The organism is Azospirillum sp. UENF 111221 (genome assembly GCF_058780625.1).
Genome location: NZ_JBSNCH010000005.1, coordinates 82,356 through 101,887, shown reverse-complemented (window position 1 = coordinate 101,887; position 19,532 = coordinate 82,356). Strand labels below are relative to the sequence as shown.

The 19,532-nt window shown below is 69.8% G+C and carries 17 protein-coding genes; 5 read left to right on the top strand and 12 right to left on the bottom strand.

The genetic code is table 11. The features are described 5' to 3' along the window. Position 1 precedes the first annotated feature (1 nt). Positions 2–1,087 (bottom strand): response regulator, encoded by a 1,086-nt coding sequence (locus ACWPN3_RS14845; RefSeq protein WP_247873335.1) that lies wholly within the window; start codon positions 1,085–1,087, stop codon positions 2–4. A 148-nt stretch (positions 1,088–1,235) separates the two neighbouring features. Here ACWPN3_RS14845 and ACWPN3_RS14840 point away from each other — a divergent pair, with 148 nt between their 5' ends. The 3 genes from ACWPN3_RS14840 to ACWPN3_RS14830 all read left to right on the top strand — a co-directional run bounded on the left by ACWPN3_RS14840 (position 1,236) and on the right by ACWPN3_RS14830 (position 5,281). Further along, positions 1,236–1,808 carry a peroxidase-related enzyme gene (locus tag ACWPN3_RS14840; RefSeq protein WP_492240316.1) on the top strand — a complete coding sequence of 191 codons (573 nt, stop codon included), beginning with the start codon at positions 1,236–1,238 and terminating at the stop codon, positions 1,806–1,808. An 82-nt stretch (positions 1,809–1,890) separates the two neighbouring features. Then, positions 1,891–3,642 carry a signal peptide peptidase SppA gene (sppA, locus tag ACWPN3_RS14835; protein ID WP_492240315.1) on the top strand — a complete coding sequence of 584 codons (1,752 nt, stop codon included), beginning with the start codon at positions 1,891–1,893 and terminating at the stop codon, positions 3,640–3,642. Between the two features lie 67 nt (positions 3,643–3,709). Beyond that, positions 3,710–5,281 carry an MDR family MFS transporter gene (locus ACWPN3_RS14830; protein WP_492240314.1) on the top strand — a complete coding sequence of 524 codons (1,572 nt, stop codon included), beginning with the start codon at positions 3,710–3,712 and terminating at the stop codon, positions 5,279–5,281. Positions 5,282–5,318: 37 nt separating this feature from the next. Here the strand turns inward: ACWPN3_RS14830 and ACWPN3_RS14825 are convergent, their stop codons facing one another. The 5 genes from ACWPN3_RS14825 to ACWPN3_RS14805 all read right to left on the bottom strand — a co-directional run bounded on the left by ACWPN3_RS14825 (position 5,319) and on the right by ACWPN3_RS14805 (position 11,096). Then, on the bottom strand, positions 5,319–6,407 hold the full coding sequence (locus tag ACWPN3_RS14825; protein ID WP_492240313.1) for an AI-2E family transporter: 1,089 nt from the start codon (positions 6,405–6,407) through the stop codon (positions 5,319–5,321). A gap of 253 nt (positions 6,408–6,660) precedes the next feature. Then, positions 6,661–8,094: a sensor histidine kinase gene (locus ACWPN3_RS14820; RefSeq protein ID WP_492240312.1), complete on the bottom strand. Its 1,434-nt coding sequence runs from the start codon at positions 8,092–8,094 to the stop codon at positions 6,661–6,663. Positions 8,095–8,119: 25 nt separating this feature from the next. Next, positions 8,120–8,800: a winged helix-turn-helix domain-containing protein gene (locus ACWPN3_RS14815; RefSeq protein ID WP_109452048.1), complete on the bottom strand. Its 681-nt coding sequence runs from the start codon at positions 8,798–8,800 to the stop codon at positions 8,120–8,122. Positions 8,801–8,890: 90 nt separating this feature from the next. Continuing rightward, positions 8,891–10,114, bottom strand: coding sequence for a Do family serine endopeptidase (locus tag ACWPN3_RS14810; protein WP_492261538.1), 1,224 nt, complete (start codon positions 10,112–10,114; stop codon positions 8,891–8,893). A gap of 562 nt (positions 10,115–10,676) precedes the next feature. Continuing rightward, positions 10,677–11,096 carry a secondary thiamine-phosphate synthase enzyme YjbQ gene (locus ACWPN3_RS14805; RefSeq protein WP_109452052.1) on the bottom strand — a complete coding sequence of 140 codons (420 nt, stop codon included), beginning with the start codon at positions 11,094–11,096 and terminating at the stop codon, positions 10,677–10,679. A gap of 138 nt (positions 11,097–11,234) precedes the next feature. Here ACWPN3_RS14805 and ACWPN3_RS14800 point away from each other — a divergent pair, with 138 nt between their 5' ends. Both ACWPN3_RS14800 and ACWPN3_RS14795 read left to right on the top strand, forming a co-directional pair. Then, positions 11,235–11,684, top strand: a complete 450-nt coding sequence (locus ACWPN3_RS14800; RefSeq protein WP_109452054.1) for an SRPBCC family protein — start codon at positions 11,235–11,237, stop codon at positions 11,682–11,684. Positions 11,685–11,817: 133 nt separating this feature from the next. Then, positions 11,818–12,432 (top strand): nitrogen fixation protein NifQ, encoded by a 615-nt coding sequence (locus ACWPN3_RS14795; protein WP_492240310.1) that lies wholly within the window; start codon positions 11,818–11,820, stop codon positions 12,430–12,432. A gap of 6 nt (positions 12,433–12,438) precedes the next feature. Here the strand turns inward: ACWPN3_RS14795 and ACWPN3_RS14790 are convergent, their stop codons facing one another. The 6 genes from ACWPN3_RS14790 to ACWPN3_RS14765 form a co-directional block, all read right to left on the bottom strand. Next, positions 12,439–12,804, bottom strand: coding sequence for a hypothetical protein (locus tag ACWPN3_RS14790; protein ID WP_109452056.1), 366 nt, complete (start codon positions 12,802–12,804; stop codon positions 12,439–12,441). Next, positions 12,801–13,199, bottom strand: coding sequence for a response regulator (locus ACWPN3_RS14785; protein ID WP_492261537.1), 399 nt, complete (start codon positions 13,197–13,199; stop codon positions 12,801–12,803). Before ACWPN3_RS14785 ends, ACWPN3_RS14790 begins: the two co-directional genes overlap by 4 nt. A gap of 143 nt (positions 13,200–13,342) precedes the next feature. Next, positions 13,343–14,692, bottom strand: coding sequence for a response regulator (locus ACWPN3_RS14780; RefSeq protein ID WP_492240309.1), 1,350 nt, complete (start codon positions 14,690–14,692; stop codon positions 13,343–13,345). A gap of 43 nt (positions 14,693–14,735) precedes the next feature. Beyond that, the gene (locus tag ACWPN3_RS14775; protein ID WP_492261536.1) at positions 14,736–14,900 is read right to left on the bottom strand and encodes a hypothetical protein; all 165 of its coding nucleotides are present in this window, start codon (positions 14,898–14,900) and stop codon (positions 14,736–14,738) included. Positions 14,901–14,960: 60 nt separating this feature from the next. Continuing rightward, positions 14,961–16,607 carry a sensor histidine kinase gene (locus ACWPN3_RS14770; RefSeq protein ID WP_492240308.1) on the bottom strand — a complete coding sequence of 549 codons (1,647 nt, stop codon included), beginning with the start codon at positions 16,605–16,607 and terminating at the stop codon, positions 14,961–14,963. Between the two features lie 438 nt (positions 16,608–17,045). After that, positions 17,046–19,529, bottom strand: a complete 2,484-nt coding sequence (locus ACWPN3_RS14765; protein ID WP_492240307.1) for a methyl-accepting chemotaxis protein — start codon at positions 19,527–19,529, stop codon at positions 17,046–17,048. Positions 19,530–19,532: the final 3 nt, after the last annotated feature.

Below are 19,532 nucleotides of genomic sequence, written 5' to 3'. Positions count from 1 at the left end.
CTCACCCCACCCCGGTCGCCTTCGCGTATTTCCGCTTCGCCACCTCCAGCGAAGCCAGCAGCTGCTGGCCGGTGGCGCCGCCGTCGCCGCTGACGCGGCCGGTCATCACTGCCCTGATCGCGTCGACATGGGCCTTGAATAGCAGATGCTCGTTGGCGGTCACCGTGGTCAGGCCGCTGCGGGTGGCCTCGTAGAGCGACTTGGCGATGTGGGTGATCAGCGGATAGCCGAAGATGCCGCCCTGCCCGCGCATCTCGTGGGCCGAGCGGTTGACCTGGGCCAGCAGGCCGGCCACCGCCTCGGGCTCGCGCGGCAGGCGCTCGACACGGCGGCCCATCTCGTCCACCTCCGCGCCGATCCAGACGGCATAGTCGCCGGCGCGGTTCAGGATCTCCTCCTCCGCGGCGGCCAGCACCTCCGGCGGCAGGGTCGGCACCGGGTCGCGCGGGGCAAGGCCGGCCTTGGCGCCCAGCCGGTTGGGCAGGTCGAAATAGATGACGGGGAAGCGGTCGATGCCGCGCGCCTTCGACGCGCTGTGCACCATCAGGATCTCCGACGGCGCGGTCATCCGGCAATCCATCGCCACCGGCTTGTCGGCGCGGCGGCGGTCGGGGCCGAAATAGCCCTTGGCCAGGACGAAGCGGCGCGGCCGGGCGATGGCGAACAGCAGCCGGCTGGCGATGGTCTGGGCGGAAAAGGGCTTGGCGATGAAGTCGGTCGCCCCGAGATCGCGGGCCTGCTCGACATAATGCCGGTCGGCGGCCCCGGACAGCATCAGCACCGGCAGGAACTTGTCGGGGCTTTTCGGGCTGTAGCGGATCCAGCGCAGCAGCATCAGCCCGTTGACCTCGGGCATCACCAGATCGGACAGGATCAGGTCGACCGGCGCGGTGCCCGGCGGCAAGGCCGCGCGGCGCTCCTCCAGCCAGCGGATGGCGTCGGCGCCGCTCGCCACCCCCTCCACCCGGCCGATGCCGATGGTGCGCAGGGTCGCCGTCAGCACCGTGCGGATGAAGCTGCTGTCCTCCACCACCAGGACCGAAAGAAGATCGAGCTTCGGCTGGGTCATCGCCTTCTGTTTCGCCAACCGGGACATATTCCCGCATTCAGTTTCCACTTCTGGCACAACCAGGCCCGATTGGCGAGCGACAAGCGGAACGGAAGACAAAGCGCGCGGCCGCGGTTACCCTCCCCCGGCCGAAAAGGCCCAGCAATCAAAAGAGAGGACTCGCCCGATGCCGCAACCCGATCACGTCATGGCCCTGCCCCTGCCGGAAAAGCCGGACCTCGACCCCGACATGCAGGCCCTGTTCGACAAGTGCGTGGAAAAGCTGGGCTTCGTGCCAAACGTGCTCCAGGCCTACGCCCTGCGGCCGAAGAAGCTGCGCAACTTCGCGATGGTCTACAACGAGCTGATGCTGGGCGAGAGCGGCCTCAGCAAGCTTGAGCGCGAGATGATCGCGGTGGTCGTCTCTTCCGCCAACCATTGCTATTACTGCCTGGTCGCCCATGGGCAGGCGGTGCGCAAGCTGTCGGGCGATCCGGAGCTGGGCGAGATGCTGGTCGCCAACTACCGTGTCGCCCCGCTGGAGCCGCGCCAGCGCGCCATGCTCGACTTCGCCTGGAAGCTGACCAAGGAGCCGATGTCGGTCGGCGAGCCCGACCGCGAGGCGCTGCGCGCCGCCGGATTCAGCGCCGAGGACATCTTCGACATTGCCGACACGGTCGGCTTCTACAACATGTCCAACCGCGTGGCGACCGCGGTGGACATGATCCCGAACCGCGAGTACCACAGCCAGGACCGTTAAGGCCCGGAAAGCCGCAGGCTTCCGCCGGCATCGCAATCGGCAGCCTTATCGATAGTCTTCATGGCCACACAGGGTAGGTATCATGGCGATCGTCCGTTTCTTCGTCCGTCTGTTCGCGCTCATCGGCCTGCTGCTGGTGGTCGGCGCGGTGGCGGTGGTGGTGCTGGCGGTCCGTCACGAGCCCACCCTGCCCGCCGCCGTGGTGCTGGAACTCGACCTGACCAAGCCGCTGGCCGAAAGCGACGACGGCAAGTTCGGCAGCCTGTTCGAGCACCAGACCACGCTGCGCGAGGTGCTGGACGCGCTCGACGGCGGCCGGCGCGATCCGAAGGTGAAGGGCGTGCTGGCCCGCTTCGGCGACGACAGCATCGGCTTCGCCCAGACCCAGGAGCTGCGGACCGCCATCGAGCGGTTCCGCGCCTCGGGCCGTTTCGCCGTCGCCTTCGCCGAGGAGTATGGCGGGGCCGGGGCGGGCAACCGCTCCTACCTGCTGGCGAGTGCCTTCGACGAGGTTTGGCTGCAACCGCTGGGCACGCTGGGCATCACCGGCCTGTCGGCGGAGCTGCCCTTCGCCCGCGACGCCTTCGACCAGCTGGGCGTGCAGCCGAGCTTCGCCCAGCGCGAGGAATACAAGAGCTTCGCCGAGACCTTCACCAAGTCCGGCATGACCCCGGCCAACCGCGAGATGATGGAGGCGCTGGTCGGCGACCTCGGCAACCAGCTGGTCGACGGCATCGCCAAGAGCCGGCGCCTCGCCCCCGCCGCGGTGCGGACCGCCATGGACAAGGCGCCGCTGCTGAGCAAGGAGGCGCTCGACCAGAAGTTCGTCGACCGGCTCGGCTATGCCGACGAGGCGCGGGACGAGGCGCTGAAGCGGGCCGGGGCCGGGGCGGAGACGTTGAGCCCGGCCGATTACCTGTCGGTCGCCGGCAGCCCCAACGGCGAGGGGCCGACCATCGCCCTGATCCATGCCGTCGGCACCATCACCGGCGGCGAGAGCGGCAAGCCGACGCTGGGCGGGATGTCAGCCGGGTCGGACACCATCGTCAAGGCCATCGAGGAGGCGGCCGACGATCCGGAGGTGCGCGCCATCCTGTTCCGCATCGACAGCGGCGGCGGCGCGGTTTCCGCGTCGGAGGCGATCCGGCGGGCCCTGGTCAAGGCGCGCCAGAGCGGCAAGCCGGTGATCGCCAGCATGGGCGACACCGCCGCGTCGGGCGGCTACTGGATCGCTCTGGCCGCCGACCGCATCGTCGCCTCCCCCGCCACCGTCACCGGCTCCATCGGCGTCGTCGCCGGCAAGTTCGCCATCGGCGGCCTGTCCGACAAGCTCGGCATCCATTGGGACCGGGTGCAGGGCGCGAAGAATGCCGGCATGTGGTCGCCGCTGCATCCCTTCGAAGGCGGCGAATCCGAGCGGCTGAACGCCATCATCGAGGACACCTACGCCAACTTCCTGCAACGGGTGGCGGAGGCCCGGCGGATGACGCCGGAACAGGCGCGCGGCATCGCCAAGGGCCGCGTCTGGACCGGCGCCCAGGCCCGCGAACTCGGCCTTGTCGACGATCTGGGCGGCCAGGAGCAGGCGCTGACGCTGGCCCGCACCGCCGCCGGCCTCTCCGCCGACGCCCCGGTGAGTCTGGTCCCCTACCCGCCGCCTAAGTCGGTGACCGACCAGATCCTCGATCTGGTGTCCCGCAAGGGCGAGCTGGTCGGCGCGCTCGCTGCCGTTGCCGAACTGCGGCCGCTGCTGGCACAGCTCCGCCCGCTGCTGGCCGCCACCCAGGGCGACGGCGTGCAGGCCCGCATGCCGCCGATGTCGCTGGGGCGGTGAACAGCGCCGGCCCGACCCAACTCCCTGCTTCACCGCTCGAAGATCTCCACGTCCGAGACGCCTGACCATGACCGAGACCGCCACCCGCGCCGCAGAGCCCGATGCCTCAAAGCTCGATCCGGCCCATCCCGTCTTCACCCACCAGGAAATCCTGCGGGTGTTCAGCGGGGTTGCGCTGGCGATGCTGATGGCGGCGATGGACCAGACCATCGTCGCCACCGCGCTGCCGACGATGGCGAGCCAGTTCGGCGGGCTGGAGATGCTGCCCTGGGTGGTCACCGCCTATCTGCTGACCTCCACCACGACGACGCCGATCTACGGCAAGCTGTCGGACCTCTATGGCCGCAAGCGCGTGCTGCAGACGGCGATCCTGCTGTTCCTGGTCGGCTCGGTGCTGTGCGCGGCGGCGCAGAGCATGACCCAGTTGATCCTGTTCCGAGGGTTGCAGGGCCTGGGCGGCGGCGGGCTGATGTCGCTGGCCTTCACCATCATCGGCGATGTCGTCGCCCCGCGCGAGCGCGGGCGGTACCAGGGCATGATCGGCGGCGTCTTCGCGCTGGCCAGCGTCGCCGGGCCGCTGCTGGGCGGCATCTTCACCGAGACCATCGGCTGGCACTGGATCTTCCTGATCAACCTGCCGCTGGGCGTCGCCGCGCTCGCCATGACCCGCAGCACCCTGTCGCGCCTGCCCGCCGGCCGCGCCCGGCCGCGCATCGATCTGGCCGGGGCGGCGCTGCTGACCGGGGCGGTGACCAGCCTGCTGGTCGTCGCCACCCGCGGCGACGCCATGGGCTGGAGCAGCCCGGGTGCGCTGGCCCTGCTGGCGGCCGGCCTCGTCATGCTGGCGGTCTTCCTGTGGCACGAGCGCCGGATCGAGGAGCCGATCCTGCCGCTGCACCTGTTCCGCCGCCCGGTGGTGGCGGTGGCGACGCCGGTGGTCGCCGTGTCGGCGATGGTGCTGTTCGCCGGCATCGTCTATCTGCCGCTGCATCTCCAGCTGGTGCAGGGGACCAGCGCCACCGTGTCGGGCCTGCTGCTCCTGCCGCTGGTGCTGGGCATGACCGTCGGGTCGGTCGGCGGCGGACGGCTGATCGCCAAGACCGGGCGCTACAAGGCCTTCCCGCTGGCCGGCCTGGCCCTGTCGGGCGCGATGTACGCCCTGCTGGGCAGCCTGCCGGCGCTGGCGGCGGACGGGCTGTGGTCGACGCTGATCCTGGTGCCGCTGGGCATGGGGCTGGGGCTGGTGATGCCGGTGATGACGGTCGCCGTGCAGAATGCGGTGGAGCATCGCGACCTGGGCGCCGCCACCGCCGCGGTCGGCTTCTTCCGTTCGCTCGGCGGGTCGGTCGGCGTGGCGGTGTTCGGCGCCGTCTTCAACGCCGTGGTCTCCGAACGGCTGGAGGGGGCCGGCCTGTCCGGCCGCGCGGTTCTGGAGCACGGCGCCGCCGCCCTCGCCGGCCTGCCCGCCGCCGCCCGCAGCGGGGTGGTGGCGACGCTGGAGCACGGCTTCGCCACCCTGTTCCTGCTGGCCGCCGCGCTGGCGGTCGTCTCCTTCGCCATGACGCTGTTCCTGAAGGAACTGCCGCTGCGCTCCGCCCACCCCGGCCGGGCGGAGACCGCCCCGGCCACGGAAGGCTGACGGGTCGGGCTGACCGGCCGGAACAGTCTGCGGCCGGTCAGGAATGATCGCTGGGGAAGTGCCTGGGCTGCCCCAGCTTGTCCTCGATGTAGAGCAGGTTGACCAGCACCAGCACGACGACGGCGAGCGGCGTCGCCAGGAACATGCCCATGATGCCGAACAGCACGCCGCCGGCGGCAATCGCGCCGATGGTGACCACCGGCGGCAAATCGACCACCCGCTTCTGCAACAGCGGCGTGATCACATTCCCTTCGATCTGCTGGATGACCAGATAGAGCCCGGCGACCCAAAGCGCATCCTGCGGCGACTGGGCGAAGCCGATCAGCAGGGCCGGCACCGCCGCCAGGAAGGGACCGACCAGCGGGATGAACTCCATCAGCCCAGCGACCATACCCAGCGCCAGCGCCGAAGGGATCCCGAGCAGCCAAAGCCCGACCGCGATCATCGTGCCGACCGCCGCCATCGCCACCAGCTGCCCGATCAGCCACTTCCACAGGCTGTCGCCGGCCACATCCATCACCTCGCAGGCCCGCTTCTGGCCGCGCGGCGGCACCAGCAGAACGACGCCACGCTGATATAGGCCGGGCGATGCCGCCAGATAAAGCGCTGCGAACATCACCACCACCGCGTCGCCGACGACATAGACGAGGCCGGAGGCGAAGCTGCTCAGCTGGTTCATCCAGGGCCATTCCTTGCCCTGCTCCATGATGCGGTCGCGCCAGCCGTCGGGCAGCATGCCCATCGCCTTGGTCACCTGCTCCTGCAACTGGCCGAGCTGGGCCGCCATCGAGGTGCCCATCAGCCAGCCGCCGCCGCCGACTAGCAGGACCAGCGTCAGCAGCACGATGGCAAGCGACCAGCCATGGCCGAGCCCGGTCGCCCGCTGCACATAGCCGGTCAGCCGCTGCAACAGGATGGCGAACAGCACGCCGGTGAAGATCAGCAGAAGCGTGCCGGAGATCCGCCACAGGAAGATGCTGAGCGCCGCCACCCCGGCGACAATCAGCACCTTCCAGGTGAAGACGGCCAGTTCGCCGCGCCCGGCCCGCGCCGGCGGCTCGGTCTGCGCCGCCCCGCCGCCGGGGGGTGTCGCTTGATAGGCGGTGGGCCGGCTGGGTGTCGCCATCTGTTCAAACTCCCGCACTCGCGGCCGCCGGAGGGGCAGCCTCGCGGGAAGAACGCGCGGAGTCGGCAGACGTTGCGCAATTTCGGCAGGCTAGGCCGTCGGCGGTAGTCCGAAGATCGGTATGGAAGCTGCCCCGAACCGCCCCATATCAGCAGGGACGCCAAGGAGTCATTCTCGCTGATGTCACTTTAAGAGCCCGCCTCACAGCGGGCTTTTTTTTTGGGCCGATACCGGCTCCCTTGGCGGCCCCCTTTTAGCGGCGGGCTTCCGGCGGGAACAGCAGGCTGACCTTCAGGCCGGGCTGGTTGTCGCTCAGCTCCAGCTTCGCGCCATGCAGCGTCGCCACCGCATCGACGAGGCTCAGCCCCAGCCCGTTGCCGGGCGAGGCGCGGGCGGTGTCGAGCCGGACGAAGCGTTGCAGAACCTTGTCGCGCATGTCCGGCGGAATACCGGGGCCGCTGTCGGCGACCTCGATGCAGGCGGCGCGGCCGGGAGCCGGACCGTCGAGGACCAGCGTGATGCTGCCGCCGTCCGGCGTGTATTTGATGGCGTTGTCGAGCAGGTTCGACACCACCTGGGCCAGAAGCTGCCCGTTGCCATGGACGACCGGCCTGCCGCGGATGTCGACGGACAGGCGCTGACCGCGCTCGTCCGCCACCGGCTCGTAGAGGTCGGCGGCCAGTTCCACCACCTCCGCCAGATCGACCGGCACGAAGTCCTGCCGCTTGGCGCCCGATTCCGCCTCGGCGATGGACAGCAGGGCGGTGAAGGTGGCGAGCAGCCGGTCGGCCTCGACGATGGTGTCCTGCAACACGGAACGATAGACCTCCGGGTCCTCCGTCTCGTGCAGCAGTGCCAGTTCGATGCGGGAGCGCAGCCGGGTCAGCGGCGTGCGCAGGTCATGGGCGACGCTGTCGGTCACCTGCTTCATGCCGGTCATCAGCCGTTCGATGCGGTCCAGCATGGCGTTGAGGTTGCCGGCCAGCCGGTCCATTTCGTCGCCGCCGCCGAATCGCGGCACCCGGTCGGTCAGATCGCCGCTCATGATCTGGCGGGTGGTGCGATTGATCGCCTCGATCCGCCGCATGGCGCCGCGGCTCATCAGCAGCCCGCCGCCCAGCCCGAGCAGGGCGGTCGCGCCCAGGATCCAGCCGAGCGAGCGGAACATCCGGGTGCGCAGCTGGTCGATCTCGCTCATGTCGCGGCCGACCAGCAGACGGAACTGCCCCGGCAGCGTGAAGGTCACCGCCTGGGCGGTGGAGGGCCGGTCGGTCACCCCGCCATAGTCGGCGACCTTGAAATGGGTCCAGCCGCTGGCGTTGGGCACCGCCGCCGGCCAGCCCGACAGGTTGCCGGCCAGGATCACCCCGGCCGCCGTGGTCAGCAGATAGATGGAGTTGTTGTTGGCAACCGCGCTGCGCGTCCGCACCACATCGACGAGGCCGGGCAGCCCATAGTTGCGGTAATGATCCTGCAGGCCGGCGACCTCCAGCGCGATGGTCTCGCCGATCTCCTGCTCCAGGAAGCCCGCGGTGGTGCGGTAGACGACGCCCAGGATCAGCCCGACCGATAGGACGAACATCGCCAGATAGAGCAGCGCCAGCCGGAAGGCCGTGGTCCGCACCAGCCGCAGCCCGGCGGCGACGAAGCCGTGCAGGCCGGCGGCGGCCGCGCCCTCATGCTTCATGCGTCACGCAATTCCATCGAGACCCTTACGCCTCCGCCGCGCGCAGGCTGTAGCCGGCGCCGCGCACGGTGTGGATCAGCGGGGTGGGGAAATCCTTGTCGATCTTCTGGCGCAGACGGGCGATGTGCACGTCGATCACGTTGGTCTGCGGATCGAAGTGATAGTCCCACACATTCTCCAGCATCATGGTGCGGGTCACCACGCTGCCGGCATTGCGCATCAGATATTCCAGCAGCGAGAACTCGCGCGGCAGCAGCTCGATGGCCTTGCCGGCACGCCTGACGCTGCGCGACAGCAGGTCGAGTTCCAGATCGCCGACCGACAGGCGGGTCTGCGGCTGGGCCGCACCCCGCCGGCGGACCAGCACCTCGATCCGCGCCAGCAGCTCGGAAAAGGCGAAGGGCTTGGTCAGGTAGTCGTCGCCGCCGGCCTTCAGCCCCTTCACCCGGTCGTCGACGCTGCCGAGAGCCGACAGGAACAGGACGGGCGTGTCGTTGCCGGCTGCCCGCAGCACCTGGACCAGCGACAGGCCGTCGCGGCCGGGCAACATGCGGTCGACGACCATCACGTCGTAATGCTCGGCCCCGGCCAGGAACAGGCCTTCCTTCCCGTCGTTGGCGACGTCCACCACATGGCCGGCCTCCTTCAGCCCCTTGGCAAGGTAGCTGGCGGCCTGGCGATCATCTTCTATGACGAGAATCTTCATGAGCACGAGTGTAGCCTCCCAAAACAGCCCGGCCAAGCACGAGGGTGTCATGCCCGGCCGGACTTTCCGTCACTCAGAGAGCGCGTTGCCTCACGCCTTCAGCTTCAGCGCGACGAAGGACTCGTTGCCCTGCCGGTTGATCAGCATCAGCAGCGCCTTCTGTCCAGCCTTCTCCGCTTCGCTCACCTGATGGCGGACGTCGGCCGGGCTCTTCACCAGGGTGTCGCCGACCCGCTCGATCACGTCGCCGGGACGGATCGGCACATCGACGCTGGAGGACAGGCCGGTCACCACGACGCCCTGGATATCCTCGCCGATGCCCAGCCGCTTGCGCGCCGCCCGGTCCAGCGGGGCCAGCTTCAGCCCCTTCACCGGCGCCACATCCTCATGCTCGGCGGAGCCCTTGCCGGAGTCGGTCTCGGCGGCGGCCATCTGCTGCTGTTCGGACAGGCGGTCGATGCGCACCGGCACCGTCTTCTCGCGGCCCTCGCGCAGGATCTTCAGGTCCACCGTGTCGCCGGCCTTGGTATCCGCGACATGGCGGGTCAGGTCGCGCAGGTTGTTGACCGGCTTGCCGGCATAGGACAGCACAACGTCGCCCTGATGCAAGCCGGCGCGCTGGGCCGGGCTGTCGGCGGTCACCTCGGCCACCAGGGCGCCCTTGGCGCTGGGCAGCCCGACGCTGTCGGCGATGTCCGGCGTCACCTCCTGGATCTTCACGCCGAGCCAGCCGCGCTCGACCTTGCCGCTGTCCTTCAGCTGGGCGACCACCTCCTTGGCGAGGTTGGAGGGGATGGCGAAGCCGATGCCGACCGACCCGCCGTTGGGCGAGTAGATGGCGGTGTTGATGCCGATCACCCGGCCGCTGAGGTCGAAGGTCGGGCCGCCCGAGTTGCCGCGGTTGATGGCGGCGTCGAGCTGGAAGTAATCGTCGTAGGGGCCGCTGTGGATGTCGCGGCCGCGCGCCGACACGATGCCCTTGGTGACGGTGCCGCCCAGCCCGAACGGGTTGCCGACCGCCATCACCCAGTCGCCGACGCGGGTCTTGTCGCTGTCCGCCCAGTCGACCGACGGCAGCGGCTTGTCCGACTTCACCTTCAGGAGCGCGAGGTCGGTCTTGGCGTCGCGGCCGATCAGCTTGGCCGGCATGGCGGTGCCGTCCTGCAGGGTGACGGTGATCTCGCTGGCGCCGTCGATGACGTGGTTGTTGGTCACGACATAGCCGGCCGGGTCGATGATGAAGCCGGACCCCAGCGCCCCGGTCTCTGCCGCGCGGACCCTGGTCCTGATCCTGGTCGCCGTCAGGACCGCCATTGGGGCCGCCATTCCGGTTCATCTGGTCCTGGAACTGGCGGAAGAACTCCTCGAACGGCGTGCCGGGGGGGACGCCGGGGATCGCCGGGCCGCGCTGTGCCCGGGTTTCGGCCTTTGCCTCCTGGGTGGCAGCGATGTTGACCACGGCCGGGCTGACCTTGGCGGCGAGGTCGGCGAAGCTGGCCGGCGTGTCCTGCACCATGGCGACGGCCGGCGGGGTGGCGTTCTGCTGGGCCTGCGATGCCGCCCAGCCGGCCAGCGCCGGAGCCGTCAGCACCGTGGTGCCCAGCAGCAGGGCGGCGACGGTCCGGCGCAGGCGGCCCGCACGCCCGATCTCACGCTGGGGCTTCGACTGGGAATTGGCGGGAGGAAGGGTGGTCATGACGGCGACACTCCGATCAGGCGATTCCGACTGTGGGGAGGTGGCACCGGCGGTCCGACCGCCGCGGCACCTCACCGCTGTTGTCTCCAACATAGGAACCCGCCCTTGACCGCCGCCTTGCGACCGGATGAAAGAAATTTCAGGCTGGCCGGCCGGATCGGCCGGATCGGTCTTGCGGGCCTACTCCCCGATCAGATGCAGCGCGATCTCTCGCCGGTGCGGCCGGGCGCGGTGCTCGAACAGGTAGACGCCCTGCCAGGTGCCCAGCGCCGGCTCCCCCGCCATCACCGGTATCGACAGGCTGACGCCGGTCAGGGCGGAGCGGATGTGGGCTGGCATGTCGTCCGGCCCCTCGGTGGTGTGGGCGTAAAGCGACGGATCCTCGGCCACCAGACGGCGGAAGAAGCGCAACAGGTCCGCCTGCACGTCAGGGTCGGCATTCTCCTGGATGGTCAGGGAGGCCGAGGTGTGGCGGCAGAACACCGTCAGCAGCCCGGTGTCCATCCCCTGCTCCGCCACCCAGCGCCGGATCTGGGCGGTCACCTCGACCAGCCCGGCGCCGCGGGTGGGAACGGTCAGCGTCGTGACGGCTTGTCGCATGGCTTGCGGTCTCCTTCGGTTTTCGCCGGCTTGGTTCCGGCGACAGGCAATACCAGATGTCTCTACCCCAACGGTGTCGCCCGAATGAAATCGAAGGGCGCCCTGTTTCTGTCGGAAGGCCAAGGAGGAAGACGGCGCATGGACATCACCGGCACCCACAGCGTTCCCGGACCGCGCGACCGCGTGTTCGCGGCGCTCTGCGACCCGGCGGTGCTGATGCGCTGCATCCCCGTGCTGGAAGAGATGGAGCGGCTGTCGGCCACCGACTATGCGGCCCGGGTCCGCACCACGCTCGGGCCGATGAAGGCGCGCTTCTCCGGCCGGCTGCGGCTGGAGCCGGAGGATGGCGCCCACCGCTACCGGCTGGTCGCCCAGGGCAGTGGCGGGCTGGCCGGCGCGGTGAAGGGCGAGGCGGTCGTGGTGCTGGAGGAGGAGGAGGGGCAGACCCGGCTGACCTACAGCCTGTCGGTGGCGCTCGGCGGTGCGGTCGGCCGGCTGGCGGTGAAGCTGGTCCAGGCCAAGACCGACCGCGTGCTCGCCGGCTTCTTCGAGCGCTTCGCGGAGGAGGTCGACGGCCGCCCGGAATGACCGGACAGGGGATGGGACAGTCGCTGCGGCGCAATGCCGCAGGTCATGGGACCGGAGAGTGGCTTTCGCAGGTGCAGCATCATGGGTCAGGATAGCAGGCGTCGCGGGTGCTCTTTGCCGGTGGAGATGCCGAGTGGTCCTGTCTCAGCCCACTGCCCACAGCCTTGACCAGAATCCCGCTGCGGACGCCGACCGCATGATCTTCGGCCGCATCCTGGCGCTTGCCGCCGCCGATCCGGCGCGGACGATGACCGGATCGCTGGCACTGACCAAGGCCGACTTGACCGAGCTTGCCGCAAGATACGCCCCCCACTTCGCCGATGCCGTCGCCGCGCTCCCCGATAAGGGCGAGGCCGGCGGGGACGAGGCCGGCGAGGACGCCATCGAAGAGGCCGATCTGCGGGCCTTCCTTGTCGAGCATGGCGCCTCGGGGGCCGACGAGGAGCGTTGGCTGGCCGCCATCCTGGCCCGCCGGTCGCTGGAGCCCAACCATCTGTGGCAGGACATGGGCTTCCACGACCGCGGCGAACTCAACGCCATGTTCCGTCGGCATTTTCCGGCGCTGGTGGCGCTGAATTCCGGCGACATGAAATGGAAGAAGTTCTTCTACCGCCAGCTTTGCGAGCGCGAGGGGCTGATGCTCTGCAAGTCGCCGAACTGCGAGGTGTGCGACGACGTGGAGGTCTGCTTCGGCGAGGAGGCCGGGGACCCGCTGTCCACCCTCTCCCGCCTCGCGCGCAACGGGTAAGGAGGCTCAGCGCGGCTGGGCGCCCAGATCCTCGAAGGCCATGCCTTTGTCGGTGCGGCGGAAGCGGCCCTTGCCGTTGACGGTCAGCGGCGGCTGGCCCGGCTGCGGCACGAAGGTGGCGGCGTAGTAGCAGTCATACTGGCCGCTGCCGTCCTGGCTGCCGCCGGTTGGGCCGCCGCTTGGTCCGCCCTTCGGCTTCGCCTCGACACAGCCCTGCTTGCGGAAATTGTCGAAGGCGCGGAAGGCGGCATTGCCCTGGCGCTCCAGCGCGCGGCGGGTGTGCGCCTCCACCAGCTTGCGCATGTCGCCCTCCGACGGCTCGCCCGAACAGGCGGCGAGCAGCAGCGCGGCGAGAAGAACGAGGCGCCTCACCGCCCGCCCAGCAGCCGGTCGACCCGCTCCTTCAGCGCGGCGAAGGAGGGCGGCTTGACCACGAAGCCGTTGACGCCCAGCGCCATCGCCTGCTTCACGATCTCGGATTCGGTGTGGTTGGTCAGGAACACAACCGGGGCGCGGGGATTGGCGGCCTCGGCGCTGGCGCGCAGGCGGGCCAGGAATTGCAGGCCGGAGACCGGCTTCATGTCGATGTCGCAGACGATCAGGTCGGGATTGACGCGGATGCACTCGTACATCGCCGACTCGCCGTTGTCGGCCTCGGTCACGTCGCGGAAGCCGATCTGGCCCAAAATCTGGACGATGGTGCGGCGGACGAAGGGCTGATCCTCCACGACCAGGATCCGAAACTGGGAATAGTCGATCGCCTGCATATCCACTCCCATGTCTCCAGCCAATACGCCGCATCCCACTGATACCGTCCGAACCGGTGGCGGGCAATCGAAGGTCGGTTACCGGCGGATGGAATATGATTTTGGTTCTGTAAATTTTCCGACAATTTGTAGTGCCGGAGCCGTCATCCGCCGGCCTGGACCCGGCCGGGAAACAGGCGCTCCAGAACCGTGCGCAGACGGTCCATGGTCAGCGGCTTGTGCAGGCAATCGTCCATCCCGGCGGCGCGGCACCGCGCGTCGTCCTCGGCATCGGTCCCGGCGGTCAACGCCACGATGGGCACGCGGCCGGCTTCCCCCGGCAGGGCGCGGATGGCGCGGGTGGCCTCGTGGCCGTCCATCACCGGCATCTGCACGTCCATCGCGATCAGGTCGAACCGCCTGTCCGTCGCGGCGGCCAGCCCCTGCGCCCCGTCCTCCGCCGTCGTCACCGTGTGGCCCAGCGCCTTGAAGAAGCCGGCGGCCACCAGACGGCCGATGGGGTTGTCCTCCACCAGCAGGACCGACAGGGCGGCGGGGCGCAGCACCGCCCGCACCGGGATGCGGACGGTCAGCCCCTCCCCCGCCGCGCCATCCGGCCCGTCGGTCAGCAGATGCCCGCCCAGTCGCCGCAGCAGCGGCTGGACCGCCGCCAGCACCAACGGGCGCAGGCGCGCCGTCCCCCGGCGCCGCAGCGTCAGCTCGGCGGCCTCGCCCGCCGGCCGCAGCGACAGGGACAGCGACAGGGACGCGCCCCCCTCCGCGGCCAGCAGAGTCAGCAGACCCCGCAGGCCGGCGGCATCGCCGGTGAACTCCTCGTCCGCCCCGCCTTCGACCGTCACCACCCTTGCCGTCACCACCCTTGCCGTCGCCGCTTCAGCATCGGCGGCCAGCGCCGCCAGCGTCAGGCTGTCCTCCACCGCGGCGCCCGGCCCGACCGGGCGCAAGGCCGCCACTGTGGTCCGCAGGGCGGCGCCCGCAGCCTGGACGGCGAGCAGCCGGTCCTGCTGGCGCGGCAGCAGCGGCGATTCCAGCGCGGCGGCCGTCAGCGCCATCATCGGATCGAGCGCCGCCGCAACCGCAGCCCCCGCCGCGTCGAGCAGCGATGCAGCCTCGGCCCGGTTCCGCTGCGCCTCGGCCAACGCCGTCCGCAACCGGTTCTCCCGCATCTGGCGCCGGCGGGCGGCCGACACCGCGCTGCGCAGGGCATCGCCGTCACCGGCCGGCAGCGCATCCTGCGCGCCCGCCGCGATGAAGCCCGCACTGTCCTGCCCCTCCGCCAGCAGAACCACCACCGCCGGGGCCGGCTCCAGCCGGGCCAGCGCCTCGACCGCCGCCACCGCGGGAGCGTCGAGCAGCACCACCGATTCCCCCGCCGCCGCACCGCCGCCGCCCAGCCGGTCCAGGGCGGCAGCCACCGTATCCACCCGCACCAGCTCCGGGAAGAACGGGGCGAGCCCCCCGGCGAGCGCCATCGCCCGGGACACCAGAAGCACCGCATCATTTTCCGCCAAGCTGGGTCGGATCATGGGTTGGGCCTTAAGTTCTTCTGCCATTTTCCCTCGAACGAACCGCCAGCCGGCGATGGATGTGGAAACGGAGGCCGCGGCGACGGGCAGGACCGGGATGGCCGTCGCCGATCACCACCCGGTTGCGGCCCGCCGCCTTCGCCTCATACAGCGCGCGGTCGGCGCGGCCAAGCATCCTCGTCCTTGTCCTCGTCCTCTGCCGACAGGATCTCGAAGGGGGCCGTCGGATCCTGCATCAGGGGAACCCTCGGAAGGAGGGAGGCGGCAGATGGATGGAGAAGGTGCTGCCGATGCCGGGGCTGGACAGGACGGTGAGACGGCCGCCCAGCCGGTCCGCCATCTTGCGGGCGATGGCGAGCCCCATGCCGGTGCCGGGATGCTCGTCGCGCGGATGCAGGCGCCGGAACACCTCGAAAATCTGGTCGCGGTGGCGCGGTTCGATGCCGATGCCGTTGTCGCGCACGTCGATCACGTCATAGCCGTCGACCCGCCGGTGGGAAATCCGCACCTCCGCCGCCCGGTAGGGATGGCGGTAGTCGATGGCGTTGGCAATCAGCACGATGAAGATCTCGCGCAGCCGGCGCTCGTCGGCCTGCACCGCCGGCAGGTCCGCCACGGTCACGGCAGCGCCGGCATCGGCGATGCGCCGCTCCAGCGCCGCCAGCGCCGCCTTCAACGGATCGCCGGCCGGAATGACGCCGCAGCCGAGCGGCACCCGGTCCTCCGCCAGAAAAAGCTGCACGTCGCGCAGCAACATCTTCAGCCGCCCGGCGCCGTCGACGATCTCGCGGATGAATCCCTCGCTCTCCTCGTCCAGCCGGCCCTTCTGCTGGTGCTCCAGCAGCTGGGCGTAGCTGGAGATGGCGCGCAGCGGCTCCTGCAGATCGTGGGCGGTGGCATAGGCGAACTGCTCCAGCTCGTTCTTGGCGCGGCCAAGCTCGGCGGTGCGCAGGTCGACCCGACGCTCCAGCGTGTGGCGGCGGCCGATCGCCATGACGGTCACCATTTCGATCAGCAGCGACAGCAGGAGGAAGGCCAGCTGGAAGCCGCGGAAGGTCGGGTCGCCATGGGCCAGCCCCTCCCAGCTGGTGCGCGGGGCCAGCGCGAGGTGCCAGTAACCGTCGGGCAGGTTGATCCGCTCGACCAGCGGGTCGCCCTTCAACGCCAGAGCGTCGCCGGCCACCTGCTGGCCGCCGTCGGTCACCACGGCGAATCCCAGATGCGCCGGAACCCGGTCGAACCGCACCTCGTTCAGGATGGCACCGACGTCGAACACCATCCCGACGGCTCCCCAGGGCTTGCCCGGTGCATGGACGATCTGGCGGGCGATCAGTCCCTGCCCGCCCTGCAACAGGTTGACCGGACCATGGACGGTCACGTCGCGGCTGACGATGGCGCGCTGCACCGTATCGGCGAAGCCCGGCCGCGCGTCCCGCAGCAGGTCGTTGCCCAGCAGCTTCCCGTTGCCCTCCATCGGATAGACGATGCGGACGACGAACTCGGGCGCGGCGGAGATGGTGCGCACCCCCACCACCGACCGCCGCAGCCCCTCCGCATAGCGCGGGAACTGGTCGGCAAGGCTGCCGGTGCCGGACGCGACCTCGACGAAGGCGGTCAGGCCGCTGACCAGGGCGATGCGCTCGTTCAGCGCGCTCGACAGGGTGCTGGCGAGCGACGAGGCGGTCAGCGCCGCGGTGGCGCGATGTTCGGCCGTCAGGACGCGGACATAGACGTCGGCCATCCAGACATAGCCGACCAGCAGCACCAGCGTCACCACCGCCTGGACGGCGGCGGGCTTCCAGATGCGCAGTCCGCCGGCCAGCAGGCGGCGCAGGATGGCCGGGACCGGATGGCGCGGCGCGGTCAATGGCTGCACCGTCATGATCGGATCCGGGCCTCCCAAGGGTGTGCAAATCCGGCCTGCCCTGTCCTGACCTGCCCTGCCCCGGCCCGCCCCATCCCGCCATCCGGGGCCGGCAGGACCAGATGGCACAGGCCGCCCCAGGGACGCGATTGGAAACATCCCGGCCAGCGGGACGACCGCCAGGACGACGAGCAAGACAAGGGTGTGGTGTCGGCCATCACTGCGTCCCGGCCTCTTTTCCGTCGAAGGGTTCCGTACAGGGGACGGGATGCTTCAAGCCGCATGCACCGCCGGTGGTGACCGCAATCATATCCGTTCACCCAGCAAGGATTCCCCTGTGAAAGTGTCACAGGGGATAAGTCCTCAATCTGGAGGATGAAGAAGATGCGTGACGTTCGGCGCGGCGGATCGATGACGGAGCGGCAGCTTTATCCGCGGGGCTTATCCGGCATACGGTCAGGCCGCCACGTCGACCGGCGGACGGTCCTTGGTGGCGATTTCCACGGCCCGCGCGAAATCGCCCGCCATCTTCTCCGCGTCGAAGGCCAGATGGATGCGGCTGTGCTCCACCGCCTTCACCGCCACCGCCACCTCCGCTGCGTAGCGGTCGAGCCGCAGATGTCCGATTGCCCCAGCCAGCGAGCGGCCGTCGGTCGCCGTCACCGGATCGATCATGGCCCCGCCGATGGACAGGTTGCGCACGGTCACCGCCAGCCGGTCGCCGCCGATCAGCAGGGTTCCCGTCTCGTCCACCTGGAAACGCGGCTTGCGCCGGCGGTCGGCATCGCCGGTGGAGGTGCGGACGATGCGGACCAGAACCTGCCGCAGGCTCTCGATGGACCGGGCGACATCGCCGGACCCGTTCTTGACATGGGTGGCCTGTTCGCCGGTGCGGTCGGCCTCCTCCGACACCGCGGCGATGCGGTGCGACACCTCCTGCGCCGCCGTGGAGGTCTCCACCACGTTGCGGCTGATCTCCTGGGTGGCGGCCGCCTGCTGCTCCATCGCCGCGGCGATGGACCCGGCGATGTGGTCGATCTCGGCGATGGTCCGGCCGATTTCCTCCACCGCCTGCACCGCCTCGTCGGTCACCGCCTGGATCGCGGTGATCTGGCGGGTGATCTCCTCGGTCGAGGACGCGGTCTGGTTGGCGAGGTTCTTCACCTCCTGCGCCACCACGGCGAAGCCCTTGCCGGCCTCTCCCGCCCGCGCCGCCTCGATGGTCGCGTTCAGCGCCAGCAGATTGGTCTGGCCGGCGATGGACTGGATCAGGTTGACCACCTCGCCCACCTTCGCCACCGTTTCCGACAGCGAGCGGATGGTGGCCTGGGTGTGGTGGCCGCTCTCCACCGCGCGGCGGGTCACCGCGCTGGAATGGGCGACCTGCGAGGAAATCTCGCGGATCGAGGCGGCCAGCTCCTCGCTGGCGGCGGCGACGGTCTGGGCGTTCGCCAGCGCCTGCCCGGCGGCGGACGCCACGGTCTGGGCGTTGATGCTGACCCGCTCGGCCGAGCCGGACATGCCCTCGGCATCGTCGGCCATGGCGCCGGTGCGCTGGGCGACCTCCTCCACCGCGCGGCCGGCCTCCCGCTCCACCGTCGAGGCCATGTTTTCCAGGGCCCGGCGCCGTTCCTCGTCGGCATGGCGGGCCCGCTCGACACGCTCCTGCACGGCATAGCACAGGCGCGCTTTCAAGCCGCGCAGCTGGCCGGCGATAAGATGGAATTCAGCCGCGGCCGGCAGGTCGATGATGTGGGTCTGGTCGTTGCGGGCGATGGCGTCGAAATCGACCGAGAAAGCGGCCAGCGGGCGGCGGACGGTGCGCAGCAGCAGGAGCCCGCAGAACACCGCCCCCAGCAGGACGGCCAGCCCGGCGGCCACGGCGAACACCAGATGCCAGCGGAAATCCTCCAGCGCCCCTTCATACTCGCCCTTGGCGACCGTCAGCTGCAATTGCAGAAGGTCCTTGTTGGTCTGGAACGCCGCCTGGAACAGCGGGTCGATGCGGTCGCGGACCAGCACCTCCAGCCGCAGCGAATCGCCCTGGCGCGCCAGTTCCACCGCCGGCTTCAGCCCCTCGTTCAGGAAGGCGGCGCGCTGCTTGGCGAAGCGGTCCGCCAGCGTGGTCTCCTCCGGCGTCATGAAGGTGGTGAGATAGTCCGCCCACAGCCGGTCGATGGTGGCGGCGTTCCTGGCGATGCGGTCCTCGCGCTGCGCCATCGCCTTGGGATCGGTGCCGTCGCGGGTGTCGATGATCAGGCGCTGCAAGGTCTGCACATTGTCGCGCATGTGGTCCAGAATCTCGCCGATCTGGACCGCCGGCACCGTGCGGTGCTCGTACACCATCTTCAGCGACGCGTTGCTGTCGGACATGCCGCGCAGCGTGACGCCGCCGACCGCCAGCATCGACAGGATCATGAAGGCGAAGATCAGGGTCAGCCGCCCGGTCACCGTCGCCATCCAGCGGCGGAACCCCGCCCCGGCGCCGCGCCCGACCGCCTGCCCGTCGCGCACCGTCAGATGGCGAGCCCTGCCCTCACGGATATCGGCGTAAAGCCGTTCCGCCGCCGCCACCTGATCGCGCGACGGCTTGGTGCGGATCGAGATGAAGCCGGTCACCGTCCCGTCCTCGATCACCGGCGTGACATTGGCGCGGACCCAATAGAAGTCGCCGTCCCTGGTCCGGTTCTTCACCAGCCCTTCCCACGGCCGCCCGTCCTTGATGGTCGCCCACAGGTCGGCGAAGGCCTCCTTCGGCATGTGGGGATGCCGGATCAGATTGTGCGGAGCCCCGATCAGCTCGGATTCAGCATAGCCGCTGATGTCGACGAATGCCTTGTTGACGAAGGTGATGCGCCCGCCCGTGTCGGTACGCGACACCAGCAGGACACCGTCTTCCATCACGATTTCACGGTCGGTGATCGGTTCGTTGAGACGCATGGG

Coding starts and splice junctions, on each gene's coding strand:
- ACWPN3_RS14840 (WP_492240316.1), top strand. CDS start 1,236: ATGCCGCAACCCGATCACGTCATGGCCCTGCCCCTGCCGGAAAAGCCG.
- sppA (WP_492240315.1), top strand. CDS start 1,891: ATGGCGATCGTCCGTTTCTTCGTCCGTCTGTTCGCGCTCATCGGCCTG.
- ACWPN3_RS14830 (WP_492240314.1), top strand. CDS start 3,710: ATGACCGAGACCGCCACCCGCGCCGCAGAGCCCGATGCCTCAAAGCTC.
- ACWPN3_RS14825 (WP_492240313.1), bottom strand. CDS start 6,407: ATGGCGACACCCAGCCGGCCCACCGCCTATCAAGCGACACCCCCCGGC.
- ACWPN3_RS14820 (WP_492240312.1), bottom strand. CDS start 8,094: ATGAAGCATGAGGGCGCGGCCGCCGCCGGCCTGCACGGCTTCGTCGCC.
- ACWPN3_RS14815 (WP_109452048.1), bottom strand. CDS start 8,800: ATGAAGATTCTCGTCATAGAAGATGATCGCCAGGCCGCCAGCTACCTT.
- ACWPN3_RS14810 (WP_492261538.1), bottom strand. CDS start 10,114: ATGGCGGTCCTGACGGCGACCAGGATCAGGACCAGGGTCCGCGCGGCA.
- ACWPN3_RS14805 (WP_109452052.1), bottom strand. CDS start 11,096: ATGCGACAAGCCGTCACGACGCTGACCGTTCCCACCCGCGGCGCCGGG.
- ACWPN3_RS14800 (WP_109452054.1), top strand. CDS start 11,235: ATGGACATCACCGGCACCCACAGCGTTCCCGGACCGCGCGACCGCGTG.
- ACWPN3_RS14785 (WP_492261537.1), bottom strand. CDS start 13,199: ATGCAGGCGATCGACTATTCCCAGTTTCGGATCCTGGTCGTGGAGGAT.
- ACWPN3_RS14775 (WP_492261536.1), bottom strand. CDS start 14,900: ATGCTTGGCCGCGCCGACCGCGCGCTGTATGAGGCGAAGGCGGCGGGC.
- ACWPN3_RS14770 (WP_492240308.1), bottom strand. CDS start 16,607: ATGACGGTGCAGCCATTGACCGCGCCGCGCCATCCGGTCCCGGCCATC.
- ACWPN3_RS14765 (WP_492240307.1), bottom strand. CDS start 19,529: ATGCGTCTCAACGAACCGATCACCGACCGTGAAATCGTGATGGAAGAC.